Genomic DNA, 16022 nt, shown 5'->3' with positions numbered 1-16022 from the left:
ATAAGAAATAATCCTAAAGCCAAGTTATTTTATTTTCAATAGGTGTACGAGCTGTCTCAGGTGTCTCCCCCGCAGGGTACCCGATAAATAACGTACCTACGATCTTCTTATTCTCCGGCGAACCGATGAATTTAGCAAGTCGTTCATCACGCACAAGACCAACGCCTCTTGTTCTCCATACGAGCCCTAGACCGATATCTTGTGCAGCGACCCACATCGAATGAATCGCACAGGCTACCGCATATTCGTTATCCTCGGATGACGCCTCGTCACCAGGAATCATATCAGAGGTTACGACGATAACCAACGGCGTGGTTTCCAGAACGGCAAGGGAATCCTTCACAAGATGCGGTTTTGTTGGGAAACGTTCCTCCAGATAAGTACGTGCTAATGTCTCATAGCGAGCCTTCGCTTCACCTTGGATGATATAAAAATGCCACGGTTCCCGCAAGCGATCATTCGGCGCCGTTATAGCTGCTGCAAGTAAATATTGAATATGCTCGGACTCAACTTCGCGAGGCAAATAATGACGAACGGCTTGACGGTTCTTTAATAGATCTAATGCTTTCATTCAGGTAGTTCTCTCCTTTGATGAATGATAGGCTGCGCATGCTTCTACAAAACGTTCTGCGACATCCGGGTTGGATGCAAAATGGAGGTGGGTATAGCCTGCAACCAATTGTTTGTATACCATGCCTTCTTTCTTCGTTCCTCGCATCCCCTTGGTTTCATAAGCATAAGGAATCGCATCCGATTCAGCGGTATCTGGTGCCTGATACGTCGAATAATGAAATTCATGCCCCTTGGCTTGATCCTGCGGACCCAACAAAAAATTCCCTTCTGTACCGTTTGCTTCGCGGTATCCAAGCGCAGCGAGTTTCTTCTGCATCATCACTTGGCCTGGAATGATCCCTACCATGGGGTAGGATTGTCCATCCGTATCCACAATTTGCTCGGTTAAATACATATACCCTCCGCACTCAGCAAGGGTTGGCATCCCTGCCGTAATATGCGAGCGAACCGAAGCTTTTACCTGATCTTGTTCAGCAAGCTGGAGCGCGAATTCCTCGGGGAAACCCCCTCCAATATATAATCCATCTGCTTCTGCAGGAATGGTCTCTCCTGCCAGAGGCGAGAAGTACACGCAGCGCGCCCCGTAAGCTTCAAGCAGTTCGATATTTTCCGGATAGTAAAAATGAAACGCGGCATCCTTTGCAATCGCAATCGTGGCTCGATGTTGCGTCGTGCGCTGCACGAATAATTGGTTAGGCACCTCAGATAATGGCGGACATTCCGCTAATGTCATCAATTGGTCGATATCGATATTCGCTTCAACGATTTCAGCTAATTGCTGGAACATTGGTGCAAGTTCTCCCCGCTCAATCGAAGGAATAAGTCCTAGATGACGTTCCGGCACTTTGATCCCGCTCTCCCGCAGCATATAGCCGATGACTGGGATTCCGCACTCTTGTTCCACAGCATCTTTGACAAGCTTATAATGACCCTCGCTTCCCACTTTGTTCGCAATAACTCCGACGATCCGTACATCCTCGCTAAAACACTGAAATCCTTTCACGACAGCGGCAGCGCTTCGTGCCATACTCTGGCAGTTCACAACGAGTAAGACTGGTGCTTGCAGGATCTGACTGATTTCCGCCGTGCTTCCTGTGTTGGAGAGTGGACTTTTCCCGTCAAACAACCCCATGACCCCTTCGACGATTGAGATGTCTGCTCCCTCGCTCCCGTGTGCGAAGATCTCACAAACAGCCTCATGGCTGAACATCCAGCTGTCTACATTTCGAGATTGTCTGCCTGTAACCGAAGTATGATACGTGGGATCAATATAGTCAGGTCCACATTTAAATCCTTGAACCATATAACCTTTTCGCTGCAATGCGGCCATTAATCCAATGGTTAATGTTGTCTTGCCTACACTGCTTCCCGTTCCTGCGATAACTATTCTTCGCGTCATTTCCTTCCTCCTCCCTAGTAATGCAGCATGCCGACGGAAATCGTGACGTTCCCGGATTTACGTTTGTTCACGATTAATTGCGTATTGCCTGTATATAATTTAACAGCAGGTTCGCTTACGGCATAAGCCCCCGTATATTTGAATACGGTATCCGATGGCGCTTCGATATCCACACGATTAAGTTGGTCTGGTGTATAGGTAATGAAATCCCAACCGTAACGTGAACAAGTGTCAAGCATGCCGACCTCATCTTTCTTCAAATCAATCGAGCAAACAGCTTTTACACTCTGGAGCGAAAACTGTAACTCTAACAACGTTTCGTGGATGACAGACTGAATCTCTTCCGCAGAAGTCCCGCGATTACACCCAATTCCTAGTACGATAACCTTCGGACGATAGACGACACCATTGTTAAGCAGTACGGTTTCTTCCGGTTGAAGCAACCGATGCGTAATAATCAGGGATGCATTCGGTTCCGCGTCTATTGCATCCTGCATTCGCTCGAATACTTGAATATGATCAGGCATCTGCCTGTCATGGGTCCACCACTGGCGCTCACCCGATTCTTGAACGACGGCGATACGCTCTTCATTCACCACCGAAGCACTGACCGGTGTCAGCTTGTCTGCAGCATCCCATGTCCAACCGAACCGACGTCCGAACAAATCCACGGCGATCGTCTTCTGAACATCTGACGCTGTTGTAACGACAGGGCGTGCTCCAATGGCTGCAGCCACCTCATGTGTTAATTCGTTCGCCCCGCCAAGATGGCCTGATAACACACTAATGACATGTTCGCCTCGATCATCAATCACAACGACCGCAGGATCCTTCTTCTTATCTTCCAGCAGCGGTGCGATCATTCGCACGACAGCACCTAGTGAAATAATAATAATGAGTCCCTTATAAGCGGGAAAAAGCGCCGGAAATAACAGCCGCACGCTTCCCTCGAACATTTGAATCGATCGCTGCTCTTCATCGCCGCGACAGAATTTACTCATATAGTACACATCGGCATTGGTAAATTGGCTCTGCAAACGACGAGCGATCTCGACGCCATGCTTTGTAATCGCAACAACCGCATAATCACTGCGCTGCTGTATCGCAGGGATGACGCCTTCGGCCAATGGGATCGATGTCGCCTGGGATGTCATTCTGCGCTCACACCCTTTCGGAAGCGATGTGTGAAGGTTTTATCGTAAAGCTTCGACTTATATTCTTCCTTATTGTGTATATCCGGATCGAGTGCCCAGCCCGCCAGAATCATCGCATGTGAACGAATGCTATTGGCCCGTAAATCTGCATCCAAATTTTTTAGCGTCGTGCGTACGATTTTCTGATCCGGCCATGTCGCGCGCTGTACGACTGCCACCGGCGTATCCTCATGCCAATCCGCTGCGAGTAATTCATTCACGACTTTTTTGGACAAGGTTGCACTCAAAAATAACGCGATCGTGGTATGATGTGCAGCCAAATCCCGCAGCTTCTCAAGATCAGGAACTGGCGTTCTTCCTTCCGCACGAGTCAAAATTAAGGTCTGCGTCAATTCCGGAACGGTAAGTTCTGCCCCAACGGCTGCCGCTGCCGCAAATACGGAACTCACGCCGGGGATAACTTCATATCCGATCCCTTCCTTTTTCAGAAGAGAAACTTGTTCCAAGATCGCGCCGTACACGGCAGGATCTCCTGTATGGACACGAACCACCTTTTTCCCTTGCTTGACACGGTCCACCATGATCTCGACCATTTCGCCCAAGTCCATGCCTGCGCTTTTTAAGACCTCTGCCTCCGGCTTCGCTTTGGCAATTAAGTCCTCACTGACCAGCGAGTCGGTATAAAGGACAACATCCGCCTCTTGCAGCAACCGTAATCCTTTGACTGTAATCAGTTCCGGATCCCCGGGGCCTGCTCCCACAATATAAATTTTCATTATTTTCTCACCACCATTAACGTTAGGTACTCGAGTTCTCTTCCTTCCAACTCCTCAACATTGCGCCAGATCATTTCTTCGGAAGAAGTGACCTTCGTTAAGACTGAAGCTTTATCTATAAGCCCTGTCTCACGCAATGCAGCAATCATCACATCAATGACCTTCGCTACTTTAATAAATACGACGCAATCATGTTCTTCGAGCGCTTTTCGCATGTCAGAAGACTGATCTGTCGCAGGCACGATCGCGATCTGGTCATCTCCGTCTGCTAATGGGATACCCAGACGCGATGCCGAAGCATTAATGGAAGAAATGCCCGGAATTGAGATGACCTCCACCTCGGGGTGCTGCTCTTTCATGAGGCGCATTAAATGAATATAGGTGCTATAGATCATCGGGTCGCCTTCCGTAACGAACGCAACATCTTTACCTGCTTGAATCCCTTGCCATACCGCTTCTATGGTTTTATTCCATTCCCGATCGAGCGTCTCCTTATCTTTCGTCATGGGAAACGTAAGTCCCAGCATTTCCTTCTGCTCGGTATCGACGTAAAGTTCGGTAATTTTCAAGGCATAACTTTTGGATCCGCGCATTTTACGCGGGTACGCGATGATCGGGGATTGCTTCAAAATCCGAAATGCCTTCACCGTTACGAGCTCGGGATCGCCTGGGCCAACTCCAACGCCGTATAATGTTCCTAATTTACTCATCTGCCATTTCCCCTTTTCCTTCGATAACCTGACGCTTTGCGGTGATAATATATACTGGGTTTAGTCCCTCGAACCTTGTCATCGTTAAGATAGGTTTACTCCTTGATATTTGAACAAGCGTAATCTCCACATCGAAACCTTCGGCTTCGAAGGCTTTTTTCGCGTCATAGAGATTTTCGATCGTCACAGCATTTAATACAATTCGTCCGTTCGGACGCAACCGGGTACAACACACATGAAGCAGCTCGCGTAATTCCCCGCCGCTGCCGCCGATAAACACCGCATCAGGATCTGCGAAATCCTCGATTCCCGCCGGGGCTTTCCCGTGTACTGCCGTCAAATCAACACGAAACTTCATCATGTTCTGCTTGCAGTTCTCAAGGTCAGCTTCATTCTTCTCGATCGCGAATATTTGCCCCATTCTAGCCAGACGTCCACACTCAATCGCTACAGATCCCGTGCATGTACCGATATCCCAGACCACACTGTCTTCTTGCAGCTTCAAATTCGCGATGCTTAGAATACGGACTTCTTTCTTCGTGATCAATCCCTTATCTGGTTTCCGCTGGGCGAATTCTTCATCCTCGATGCCTAGACCCTGACGGTTAGGCCCGTCGTGCTGTTTCTTAAGAATCACAATGTTCAAAGATCCGAATAAACCTTCCGCCATTTCATCCAACGAATACCAGCCCGTCCGTTCTTGTGGACCGCCCAAATGCTCCGCCACGAAGACCCGATACTCCATCATCCCGAATTCCAGAAGATACTTCGCAATCGCATTCGGGCTATTGACTTCATCGGTTAAAATGGCAATCTTCTCCCGACCATCAATACGTTGAGCGAGCCCTTTGATCGTTCTGCCATGAATACTCGTGAAGAAGGCATCCTGCCAAGCCTCGCCCATTCGCGCAAAAGCCAGCTGTACGGAACTGATATTCGGATACACCTCTACCGCGACGTCCAGCTGTTTCAAAGCATAAGATCCGATACCATAAAAAAACGGATCGCCGGAAGCCAACAGGACGACACGCCCGGACAATTGCCGTAATTGTTCGAACAACGCTTTTAGGCTGCCTTTAATCACGATTTTCTCACCCGTGTATGACGGAAAAAAGGCAAGCTGCCGCTCACCGCCTACCAAGAAATCGCTGTTCTGAATGAATTCCACATAAGGCGGAAACAAGCTTTCACGCCCATCATCGCCGATCCCTATCATTTTTACCGATAGACTCAAGATGTTGCTCCCCCCTCCGCTGTCATCGACACGCGACCTAACAAGTCTGCTTTCATCGTGATGATCGCAGTCTCGATTTCCATGCCGCCTTGAACCTGCTTCATGCTTTCTTGGCAGCATAATTCACACATTCGCTCGAAATACGCGAGATGTCCGCTTGCCGCCATCATATCGCCGACTTGTGAGGCCGTGTTCGCCTCTAGGATCTGTTGCACGGTATCCTCATCCGCCCCGACTTGGGCTGCTACGTCCGCAAGAAACTGAAAATTAACCGATGAACTCTTCGAGTGCACCATCATGACCCCTTCGGCTACCTTGGAGAATTTGCCCATCATGCCGACCAACGTAACCTTACGTATCCCTTGACGTTTGCACATGGTCAGCGCAAATCCCACAAAATCACCCATCTCGACGAATGCCTCTTCGGGCAAATCCGGATACATGTCCATCCCATATTTCTCTGTACGCCCGCCCGTCGATAGCACAATATGATCGCAACCGCATCGTTCAGCGACACGAATGGCTTGGGCAACGCTGGCTTTATAAGCGGCTGTGGAGAAAGGAACGACAGTTCCCCGCGTCCCTAAAATCGAAATTCCCCCGATTATGCCGAGCCGTCCATTTAACGTCTTCTTGGCTATTTCTTCGCCTGAGGGTACCGATATGACAACCTTTACCCCTCGGTGGGACTGTTCGAACACTTCAAGAACCCCTTGTACAGCTTCCCGAATCATTTTCCGGGGAACCGGATTAATGGCAGCTTCTCCGACCTCCACGGGTAATCCAGGCTTAGTAACACGCCCTACGCCGATGCCGCCATCTAAGACAATGCCAGGTTCCTCGAGCCAAGATACAGAAGCTTCAATTCGTGCGCCATGCGTGGCATCGGGATCGTCTCCCCCGTCTTTAATCACGGCAGCTACTGCAAAATTCAACGAATGCTCACAGCTTTCCAACTGAAAATAAACTTCTTCACCAATGGGAATACGAATGCGTACGCCTGTCTGTTCTTCTTGCGTAATCAGCGCCATCAAAGCTGCCTTTGCGGTCGCGGTTGCGCATGATCCTGTGGTATATCCATGACGAATCGGTGTGGCAGCTTTCTCTTCCATGATCTACCCCTGCTGATCCGCCATAATGGTAATTGCATTTAAGGCAGCGACCGCGACAGGGCTGCCGCCTTTACGACCGATATTCGTAATGAACGGGATATCCAGCTTCGCTAATTCTTCCTTCGACTCTGCAGCAGATACGAATCCAACAGGCACACCAATGACAAGACCAGGTTTGGCTTCGCCTTCTTTTACCAGTCGAATCAATTCCAACAACGCTGTCGGTGCATTACCAATGGCAAAAATTCCGCCCTCCGCTTCGCGAATCGCTTTGCGGATCGAGATAATCGCCCGCGTTGTATTTAAGCGTTTCGCTTCTTCCATAACATCCGGGTCGGATATGTATACTTTCACGTCTCCACCGTATTTCGTAATACGTGGCTTGCTGATGCCGACCTGAACCATTTGTACGTCAGCCACGACCATTTTGCCGCTGCGAACGGCTTGGATTCCCGCTTGAATCGCGTTCGGATGAAATACGAGGCTCCGTCCAAGTTCGAAATCCGCCGAAGCATGGATGACACGCTGCACGACAGGATATTGTTCCGCGGTAAACGGGTGAGAACCTAATTCCTCAGTTATCATTGCAAAGCTCTTCGCTTCGATCTCTTGAGGCTGAATGGTAAGCGGCTTAAAATCGGTATGAAAATCCATTATGGCAATTCCTCCTATAGTAACGATTGAATATCTTGCAATACATTTGCAAAATCAGAATGTACTGTACCGTAAGCAATAGACGGTCTGCCAATAACGATACATTCGATCCCTAGCTCTAAGGCAGACTCTAACTTCTCATCCACCGCGCCGATTTTCCCGCTTTCCTTGGTAATCATCAGGCTTACGTTATAGTGACGGTACAATGCCAAATTTAATTCTTTCGAAAAAGGACCTTGCATCGCGATGATGTTCTTCTGTTCCAGACCCAACTGCTCGCATTTCTCCATATTATCGAGTCGCGGAAGCATCCGCGCCACTACTGTCGTATCCGGCAGCCCAAGAAGCCGCTCTGTAAAAATTTGCAAAGTTTTGCTCCCGGTTGTCAGCATGATGACACCGCGTTTATCGGCGGCAATCTCAGCCGCGTGCTTATAGTCATCTGCCCAGATAATGCCTGGGCGATGTTGATAGGCAAGATGCTCGCGCTCAAATCGAATGTAGGGCACAGCAACCTCTTGGGCAGCAGCGATCGCATTCCGTGATGCTTCTTCTGCAAAAGGGTGGGTTGCATCGACGATTGCTTGTACTCCGCGGTCGCGAGCCAAGAAAGCCAGCTGCTCCGCTGTCAGACGCCCGACTTGCACGGGGAGACCTGCTTCCTGCATGGACCCCGCGGCACTCTCCGTCACAACGGTCGTCAACAACGCATGTCCGGCCGATTGAATATGAAGCGCAAGTTCGCGCGCATCGCTCGTGCCAGCAAGCACTAAGATCATGAACGCTCGCCCCCCACGGAAACATGCTTATGGTGATCATGGTCATGGTCATGGTCATGGTCGTCATCATGATGGTGATGGTCATGTTGGTGGTCATGATGATGATCGTGATGATGATCATGGTCATGGTGATGATGATCCATATCATGCATGGCTGCGAGTCGGAACTGGCACATGTCGCAATTCATTTTCACATCATCCACTAACGCCTCATTTGCGCGTTCAATTAATATCTCTTGCAGTTTCGGGTGGAATCCGAAATATTCCGACATCGCAAATTCAACGTCAGGGTAAGCCGTTCGATACCCTAACAGCATTTGCTCCATTCGTTGAATAAGAATCCCTGTGAACAAGAAATAGGGAACGATCATGACACGCTTCGCACCAAGTCGAATACACCGCTCTACGCCTTCATCGATCAAGGGAGCCGTAACCCCGATAAATGCGGTCTCCACCCATTTCACCTTGATTTTCTCCCAGAGGAGACGAGAGATCTTGAACAAGTCACTGTTCGCATCGGGATCACTGCTGCCACGTCCGACGACAAGCATCGCTGTATCTTCCAACACGTCCGACGAATCAATTCCCGCTCCGCCGACACGATAAGTAAGGATTTCCAACACTTGATCATGAACCCCAATCGGTCGACCGTATGTAAACTGTATGTGCACGTATTTTTCTTTCGCTTCATCGATTGCAGCGGGTATATGTATTTTTGCATGTCCTGCCGAAAATAGAATAATAGGAATGACAACCACATGGGTAGCACCCGCTCCCACGCATGTTGCAATCCCGTCCGCAATGGTCGGACGCTCAAATTCCAAAAAGCACGTTTCGACGCGAACCGATTCCATTTTTCTTGCAATCTCCTGTATGAACTTTCGAACTTCTTCATTTCCTTCTGGGTCACGACTCCCGTGACCGACGAACAATACCGCTTGTTGACTCATGTATTCCGCTCCTCCCATGAATAGCAAACCGAATTCCCAACTTAATCGCCGCAAACAGCCTCTTCGACTTTGGACTGTCCAGGCTCCCGATAGACAAACCCTTCAACGACTTTCACACGTTTGAAAAATTTATGGAAACGTTCATTCGGATGTCCATCCGTCTTAAATCGGTTCACGATTCGTTCGACGACATCCACGATATCTTCAGGCGAAATCCCTTCCGCAGCAACCTGACCCGCATGCGCGTTACGCCCCACAGTCTTTGCACCTAAGAAGAGGTCAAATTTGCCTCGCCGATAGACGATGCCAATATCCTCGTTCACTGCACCATAACAAGCCATTCCACAACCATTAAATCCGATTTTCAGTTCCTTCGGCATGGCTGCGTTCCCGATACGGGCATGAATTTCTTCCGCATAAGGAATGGATTCCGCTTTCTCCAGATTGCAGAAATCACAGGCTTTGACCTGTGCAATATCTCCGATGGGCGACAATAAGAAGCCTTCCATATGTAAGCGTCGCGTTGCCTCTTGGGGGTTAACCGTACGTATGCGAACGACCAATTGATGATGCGGTGAATATTCAATCTCACCTTCTTCACCAACCAACTCTGCTAACATGATCATTTGCTGCGCCGAAAACTTCTTGTTCGCCACCCCAGGGCTGACCGCGAATTCAAGAACAGCTTCTTGTCTGAATGGCGAGCGCACCAATCGCTCTTCATCAGCCGCACCCGTATTCTCCGACATCGGAGCAGCGGGCATCGCTGCTAGAATCGACTGCGCACTCCCTGTTTCCTTCCGTCCAGCACTCACGAGTTCTAACGCTTCTGTCGCTAATTCAAAAGGAGACCATCCCGGTTCTGCCGGCTGCAACTCCTCCTGTTCACCGAACAGAAATGCACGATCCTCCGCGGCGGACATGGACCATGGTTCCGCTTCTTTTTGCAAACGTTGGTGAGGCCTCAAAGATTGTGAATCCGTATTGAGCGTGTACTTCCGCTGATATCCGCGCGGTGTAATCATTAACCCGTCATACACCGTCGTCGATGAATTTCCAATAATAACGGTAGTCAACATCCCGATATCATGATCCAACATATTCGCTAAGGTGGTAACCACGATATGCTCACGATCCCGGTAGGCACTCTTCACGATGCCGACAGGCGTATCAGGCGATCTATACTCCAGAAGAATACGTTGCGTCTCGACGATCTGGCGTGTACGACGACCGCTTCGCGGATTATAGAGTGCAATTACAAAATCAGCCTGTGCAGCCGCTTCGACACGGCGGACGATCAGTTCCCAAGGTGTGAGATGGTCACTAAGACTAATCGTACATGCATCATGCATAACCGGAGCTCCTAATAAGGAGGCCACCGATTGAATCGCCGAAATGCCCGGGATAATCTCCACTTCGACGCCATCCGCACGGTTCCAGCCTTTTTCGATCAGCACCTCATAGATCAGACCTGCCATCCCATATACGCCAGCATCCCCGCTGGAAATGACAGATACGATTTTTCCCGCTTCCGCTTGACGAACCGCCTCTTGGGCACGGCTGACCTCTTCGGTCATTCCTGTCTGGACGATCGACTGATCCGTGATTAATGAACGAATGAGATCAACGTAAGTGTTGTAACCAATAATGACTTGACTCTCTTCAATCGCCTCGCGCGCACGTTTCGTGATATGTTCGTTACTGCCGGGTCCAAATCCAATGACTAGTAATTTGCCTTTCATAGCGTAAGCCCTCACTCTCCGCACAAAATAAAAAAGAGCATTCCTAACAATGAAAATGTTAGAAATGCTCTTGCCTCGCTTGTAACCATAGAATACATGAAGGACCGCTATCGTACCGTATCGCCCTCATGCCCCTACTAACTAGGTAGCCCGCTCTCTAACACTCCCTAATTCCACGTAGGGTAACAGTGTTGTTGAACAAGGCAGGTCTCCTGACTTCGCATTCTTCTTTCGCCGTCTTCCCAGTCCATTGACCAGTGACATAGAGCGAAAAAATAGCCAAATATGTTGGCATGCTTCACAGTGGCGGGTCCGTGTCGGTTTTACACCGAACTTCCCTTTTAACTAAGCTTTGACAGCCCAGCACCTTGATCCATCACGTATTCAGTTATCTTTCATACTACACTCGGATCGATTGATTTGTCTACCTTAAAATGGGTCGGCACTTCCGGCTATTCCTCTGCCACCATCGTATGTTTACGAGCTTTTTCTCGATTCGATAATCCTACGAACCACTTCCCATACGGGAGTTGGCTGAGATGATAGGTTAATGTAACTGAGAGGAGAACAGCAATCACCTGCACGGACATCATCCGCAGAGCTACTGACAGTTCTGTGAACAACCATTCATCCACATAATAACCTACCCGCAACATCATGGCATGGGATAAATAAGCGCCGAATGAATACGTCCCGATGACGTAGAGCAGCTGCGTGAATCGGTGTTTTCTGTGACGAATGAGGATCATCGCCAAATGATAGACGACAAAGATGGAACTAATCAAAAATACAGCCATGACGGGGCGAAGCAAGAATACTTGGTTAAATTGAAACTTTAATCCGGATGCCGTATAAAAAGCTTGAATCGAGATAACGGTGAAATATCCATACAACCCTATAAATACGGTCCAGTACACATATTTATATCTTGTAATCACGTCTGTCCAGCGCTTTAAATTCATGCCTGCTGCTGCACCCAGCACAAAATAGAACGAATAATAGAGCGCATTGCGATCTGCGAATTGATTAAACAACGCTTGAATACCGAGAACATCGTGTTCTTTAAAAAAAAGACCGATATCGTAGACGTTCCCCATCAACCACACGTACAGCAGTCCCGCCATTGTTAAAGCAATCATGCCGAGCCATCCGCGCAGTTTCTGAAAACACCATTTTATGATGGAACGCCACAATGGGAATAACAGATAGAACTGCATCACCATGACGACATACCAGAGATGATAACTTGCTTTGCCCGTTAACGCATACCCTAGCAGATTACCAACATCATTCAACCATCCATGGCCTAGTGCTAGATTCATCCACGCAAAAAGGATAGACCATAAGAGATACGGAACGAAAATGTCGCTCCATCTTTTCTTCAGAAAAGGGCCATAGTGAAATGTAGGTTTATCATTATAGAAAAGCACCAACCCTGTAATGAACACAAAAACGGGCACAGCAAATTTAGACGCAACTAAGAACAGCGTCATCACGACGCCGTCTCCTAGTCCCATCTGGGGCACGATCGTATAATGTGCGATCGAGTGCTGAAGCACGACCGCTAAAAAAGCTAGACCGCGCAAAATTTGTATTTCTTCAATTCTGGGTTTTCGGTTCATCCATTCACGACCCACTTTATTTCTTTTGACCTATTTCACTCAACCAATCCGTCAGAGCCTTGACTACTTTGTGACGTTGTTCCTCAGGCGTGATGGTTGCTTGTCCATCCCCTTTTTGTACGCCATAGTCCCCGAACTGAGCATGATTACCGCCTTCAATGGTCATATATTGCGTATTTTCAGGCAGATTGGAACGATTTGCATTATAACTATCCCAATCCAATACTTTATCATTCGAAGCGATGATGGATAAGACCGGAAGTTCTTTGGATTTCGATAATGGAGCTCCACTGTCTGCATAAGCTGCTAAGAAGAATAGCCCTCTTATACCTTTCGGGTTCGCGGCTGCATAGCGAGCGGCCATCGCGCCTCCTAACGAGTGGCCTCCGATAACAAATGTCTGGTCTGGGTATTGCTGCATCCAAGCTTTCGCCCGGTCTTTGCCTAATATCGCCATATTTAACGGCATCTTCACAATGATGGTTCGATAACCTGCGGATGCTAGGTCTTTCGCCATCGGTGCATATCCTTCGGGGTTCACCTTAGCCCCCGGATAGAATAGAATTCCCATCGTCTGTACGGGATCATGTGCCGGTTCGAAGACGATACCTTGTTTCGATTCCGTTACTTTCACCACAGCATCCCCTTGCATGGCTTGCACAGCAACTGCATCCGTATCATACGGCCATAAATACCAAGCGCCAGCACCCACAATGATAAGGAGCACGGCTAGTATAATGAGTAATGTTCTCTTCACTCTTCTCATGTTGTTCCTCCTAATATTATGCGCTTTGTCACATGTAATGGTATTTATCATACCAAAAGAACGCGTTCCGTGCATCTTTTGCACATGGAACGCGTTCTATGTAAGCCTATATTAGATAACTTGAACGGTCTTCAACCAAGCCTCTGCGATCAAGCGATGTCCAGCAACCGACGGGTGTACGCCATCTTCTGCCCAATGTGCTGGCGGCTGGATCATCGATGCTTGAGCGAATAATCCGTCTGTCGGAATATAGAGCGCGCTGAACTCCGCTGCTAACTCGCGAACCACTTGGATTTTCGGATCCAGATCCTCACGCCAGTTCTTCCGATCTGCTGGAACAGGGAGAACGAATGGCTCGATCAGAATTAATTTCGATTGTAACTGATCCTGAATTTGTTGTAAGATATCGCGATATCCTTCTTGGAAGGCTGCTAACGAAGTCGCATCATTCGCATCATACCGTCTCCACACATCATTAATCCCGATCAGAATAGAAACCCATGTAGGTTTGAGATCCAGACAATCCTGCTTCCAGCGTCCTTGTAAATTGACGACGCGATTTCCGCTGATGCCTCGGTTAAAGAATGTCACATTCAACTCCGGATACAACGCGTTAAATGCCTTGGCCACCATCACAGGATAACCGTTCCCCAAGTTGTCATGCTGCTCGTAATTTCGCCCACAATCCGTAATACTGTCTCCTTGAAAAAGCACAACATCATTAGCTTGAATGAAAGTCATGAATGAGTTCTCCTTCACTTAAATACTATTACCCTATCAAATTTCAGTCTATCACTGCTAGAAAGCGTGATGCAACGGGAACTAATCTGAGGTAGGATCCATATAGGCCGTTCCAATCATTGTCTCTAGACGTCGACGACGACGTGCAACACCATCTTCAATCGCAGCGTGAATAACCGCATCCCTTACTCGTGCTGCAACCTCATTATGGAACACACTTGGAATAATATATTGTTCATTTAATTCCTCATCAGATACGGCCGAAGCAATCGCATGCGAAGCAGCGAGCTTCATCCCTTCCGTAATTCTTGATGCACGGCAATCCAAAACGCCGCGGAACAAGCCTGGGAAGCAGAGAACGTTATTAATCTGGTTCGGATAATCCGATCGCCCCGTAGCCATTACACGTACAAAAGGCTCTGCGAGTTCAGGGGCAATTTCAGGTGTCGGATTCGCCATAGCGAATACAATCGGATCCTTCGCCATACGCTGAACGTCTTCAACATGCAAGACATTGGGTCCGGACACGCCAATAAAGACATCGGCATCTTCAATGACTTGATGAAGATCGCCTTGGGTTAAATACGGATTTGTCATGGCTGCATATTGCCCAAACACGCTATTCGTATCATAATCACCAGCTACAATGGCGCCTGCGCGATCGACACCAATGACATTCACTGCACCGGCTGTGAGTAGCATTTTGGTACAAGCAATCCCTGCCGCGCCAATCCCGCAAATCACGATTTTACAATCCTCGATCTTCTTGTCCACAATCTTTAAGGCATTTATTAATCCAGCCAAGATCACGACAGCTGTTCCGTGCTGATCATCATGAAAGACAGGAATATCTAGCTCTTCAATCAGTCTCTGCTCAATTTCAAAGCATCGCGGAGATGAAATATCTTCTAAGTTAATCCCGCCAAATGCAGGTGCGATGGCCTTTACGGTTCGAATAATCTCTTCCGTATCTTGCGTGTTCAGGCAGATCGGGAATGCGTCTACATCCGCCATTTGCTTGAATAACATCGCTTTCCCTTCCATAACCGGCATCGCAGCTTCAGGGCCAATGTTGCCTAAGCCAAGCACCGCTGTTCCATCCGACACCACCGCTACCGTATTGCGTTTGATCGTAAGGGAGTGCGCCTTCAGCGGATCATCATGTATGGCCATACAAACCTTGGCAACACCAGGGGTATACACCCTCGATAAATCTGCACGGTTCTTAATCCGCATCTTCGGATGGGTCTCAATCTTGCCGCCTAGATGCATGAGGAACACTTGATCCGATACGTTAATAATTCGAATGCCAGGCAGGTCTAATAGACCATGCATGATCAGTGCTTGCTGCGCATCGTCACCTACTTGAATCGTAATATCGCGCGTTGTCATGGTCTTCGTGGATTGATTCACGTCGATTGCTATGATGTCTCCGCCGGCTTCATTGATTGCCGTCGCCACTTGCCCAAATGTCACCAGCTCTTTATCCATTTCTAATCGTAAAATAATCGTATTGATTCCATGCGCTGAACTGGACATGTCCTGAACTCCTCCATTGGTTTACCAAGTTTACTGAAAACGCTGTCACCTATACTAAGATATCTTTATTTTGGAAAATATACAAGCCCCATCTGCATGGTATGTCATGAACGTCAAAATGCCTCCCTATAGGAGGCATTCTAACGAGTCCATCGACCCTCATAACATAATCATTTCTGCATGTTCATGCGCCGCTGGGATTCATCCACCAATTGAATGAAGTGATCCATACGATTTAAAATCAACACTAACGATGCCATACCAGCGAGTG

The 16022-nt window shown here is 48.3% G+C and carries 15 protein-coding genes and 1 riboswitch; all 15 genes read right to left on the bottom strand.

The genetic code is table 11. From position 1 onward, the window contains the following. Nucleotides 1-13: 13 nt before the first annotated feature. The 15 genes from BVG16_RS14870 to BVG16_RS14800 all read right to left on the bottom strand — a co-directional run bounded on the left by BVG16_RS14870 (nt 14) and on the right by BVG16_RS14800 (nt 15751). Entirely contained in the window at nt 14-571 is a 558-nt protein-coding gene (locus BVG16_RS14870; protein WP_078499459.1) for a nitroreductase family protein, read from the bottom strand. Next, a complete protein-coding gene (locus BVG16_RS14865; protein ID WP_078499458.1) occupies nt 572-1972 on the bottom strand; it encodes a cobyrinate a,c-diamide synthase in 1401 nt (466 codons plus the stop codon). 14 nt (nt 1973-1986) lie between these two features. Next, nucleotides 1987-3126 (bottom strand): cobalt-precorrin 5A hydrolase, encoded by a 1140-nt coding sequence (locus tag BVG16_RS14860; protein WP_078499457.1) that lies wholly within the window; start codon nt 3124-3126, stop codon nt 1987-1989. Next, entirely contained in the window at nt 3123-3902 is a 780-nt protein-coding gene (gene cobM / locus BVG16_RS14855) for a precorrin-4 C(11)-methyltransferase (protein ID WP_078499456.1), read from the bottom strand. Before cobM ends, BVG16_RS14860 begins: the two co-directional genes overlap by 4 nt. Then, entirely contained in the window at nt 3902-4612 is a 711-nt protein-coding gene (cobI, locus tag BVG16_RS14850; protein ID WP_078499455.1) for a precorrin-2 C(20)-methyltransferase, read from the bottom strand. Before cobI ends, cobM begins: the two co-directional genes overlap by 1 nt. Then, nucleotides 4605-5846, bottom strand: a complete 1242-nt coding sequence (gene cbiE, locus BVG16_RS14845; protein WP_198957471.1) for a precorrin-6y C5,15-methyltransferase (decarboxylating) subunit CbiE — start codon at nt 5844-5846, stop codon at nt 4605-4607. The genes cobI and cbiE overlap by 8 nt, the downstream gene beginning before the upstream one ends. After that, nucleotides 5843-6958, bottom strand: a complete 1116-nt coding sequence (locus BVG16_RS14840; protein WP_078499454.1) for a cobalt-precorrin-5B (C(1))-methyltransferase — start codon at nt 6956-6958, stop codon at nt 5843-5845. The genes cbiE and BVG16_RS14840 overlap by 4 nt, the downstream gene beginning before the upstream one ends. Nucleotides 6959-6961: 3 nt before the next feature. Continuing rightward, complete coding sequence (locus BVG16_RS14835) at nt 6962-7612, bottom strand: precorrin-8X methylmutase (RefSeq protein WP_078499453.1); 651 nt, start codon at nt 7610-7612, stop codon at nt 6962-6964. A gap of 14 nt (nt 7613-7626) precedes the next feature. Next, complete coding sequence (gene cobK, locus BVG16_RS14830) at nt 7627-8391, bottom strand: precorrin-6A reductase (RefSeq protein WP_078499452.1); 765 nt, start codon at nt 8389-8391, stop codon at nt 7627-7629. Next, nucleotides 8388-9341, bottom strand: coding sequence for a sirohydrochlorin chelatase (locus tag BVG16_RS14825; protein WP_078499451.1), 954 nt, complete (start codon nt 9339-9341; stop codon nt 8388-8390). The genes cobK and BVG16_RS14825 overlap by 4 nt, the downstream gene beginning before the upstream one ends. Nucleotides 9342-9382: 41 nt before the next feature. Then, nucleotides 9383-11083, bottom strand: a complete 1701-nt coding sequence (cobJ, locus tag BVG16_RS14820) for a precorrin-3B C(17)-methyltransferase (RefSeq protein WP_078499450.1) — start codon at nt 11081-11083, stop codon at nt 9383-9385. Between the two features lie 185 nt (nt 11084-11268). Continuing rightward, nucleotides 11269-11469, bottom strand: a riboswitch (cobalamin riboswitch). Between the two features lie 66 nt (nt 11470-11535). Beyond that, the gene (locus BVG16_RS14815) at nt 11536-12705 is read right to left on the bottom strand and encodes an acyltransferase (protein WP_078499449.1); all 1170 of its coding nucleotides are present in this window, start codon (nt 12703-12705) and stop codon (nt 11536-11538) included. A 16-nt stretch (nt 12706-12721) separates the two neighbouring features. Beyond that, nucleotides 12722-13471, bottom strand: a complete 750-nt coding sequence (locus BVG16_RS14810; RefSeq protein WP_078499448.1) for an alpha/beta fold hydrolase — start codon at nt 13469-13471, stop codon at nt 12722-12724. 111 nt (nt 13472-13582) lie between these two features. Continuing rightward, nucleotides 13583-14212 (bottom strand): SGNH/GDSL hydrolase family protein, encoded by a 630-nt coding sequence (locus tag BVG16_RS14805; protein ID WP_078499447.1) that lies wholly within the window; start codon nt 14210-14212, stop codon nt 13583-13585. An 81-nt stretch (nt 14213-14293) separates the two neighbouring features. Then, nucleotides 14294-15751 carry an NAD-dependent malic enzyme gene (locus BVG16_RS14800; protein WP_078499446.1) on the bottom strand — a complete coding sequence of 486 codons (1458 nt, stop codon included), beginning with the start codon at nt 15749-15751 and terminating at the stop codon, nt 14294-14296. Between the last annotated feature and the right edge of the window lie 271 nt (nt 15752-16022).

The sequence above is a fragment of the Paenibacillus selenitireducens genome, from assembly GCF_002021565.1.
GTDB lineage: Bacteria > Bacillota > Bacilli > Paenibacillales > Paenibacillaceae > Paenibacillus_K > Paenibacillus_K selenitireducens.
This window is presented reverse-complemented; position numbering and strand designations above follow the sequence as displayed.

Excerpts from the sequence above, each read along its gene's own strand:
- cobM (WP_078499456.1), bottom strand. The coding sequence starts at position 3,902 with ATGAAAATTTATATTGTGGGAGCAGGCCCCGGGGATCCGGAACTGATT.
- cobI (WP_078499455.1), bottom strand. The coding sequence starts at position 4,612 with ATGAGTAAATTAGGAACATTATACGGCGTTGGAGTTGGCCCAGGCGAT.
- BVG16_RS14870 (WP_078499459.1), bottom strand. The coding sequence starts at position 571 with ATGAAAGCATTAGATCTATTAAAGAACCGTCAAGCCGTTCGTCATTAT.
- BVG16_RS14805 (WP_078499447.1), bottom strand. The coding sequence starts at position 14,212 with ATGACTTTCATTCAAGCTAATGATGTTGTGCTTTTTCAAGGAGACAGT.
- BVG16_RS14810 (WP_078499448.1), bottom strand. The coding sequence starts at position 13,471 with ATGAGAAGAGTGAAGAGAACATTACTCATTATACTAGCCGTGCTCCTT.
- cobK (WP_078499452.1), bottom strand. The coding sequence starts at position 8,391 with ATGATCTTAGTGCTTGCTGGCACGAGCGATGCGCGCGAACTTGCGCTT.
- BVG16_RS14800 (WP_078499446.1), bottom strand. The coding sequence starts at position 15,751 with ATGTCCAGTTCAGCGCATGGAATCAATACGATTATTTTACGATTAGAA.
- BVG16_RS14840 (WP_078499454.1), bottom strand. The coding sequence starts at position 6,958 with ATGGAAGAGAAAGCTGCCACACCGATTCGTCATGGATATACCACAGGA.
- BVG16_RS14865 (WP_078499458.1), bottom strand. The coding sequence starts at position 1,972 with ATGACGCGAAGAATAGTTATCGCAGGAACGGGAAGCAGTGTAGGCAAG.
- BVG16_RS14860 (WP_078499457.1), bottom strand. The coding sequence starts at position 3,126 with ATGACATCCCAGGCGACATCGATCCCATTGGCCGAAGGCGTCATCCCT.
- BVG16_RS14825 (WP_078499451.1), bottom strand. The coding sequence starts at position 9,341 with ATGAGTCAACAAGCGGTATTGTTCGTCGGTCACGGGAGTCGTGACCCA.
- BVG16_RS14815 (WP_078499449.1), bottom strand. The coding sequence starts at position 12,705 with ATGAACCGAAAACCCAGAATTGAAGAAATACAAATTTTGCGCGGTCTA.
- BVG16_RS14835 (WP_078499453.1), bottom strand. The coding sequence starts at position 7,612 with ATGGATTTTCATACCGATTTTAAGCCGCTTACCATTCAGCCTCAAGAG.
- cobJ (WP_078499450.1), bottom strand. The coding sequence starts at position 11,083 with ATGAAAGGCAAATTACTAGTCATTGGATTTGGACCCGGCAGTAACGAA.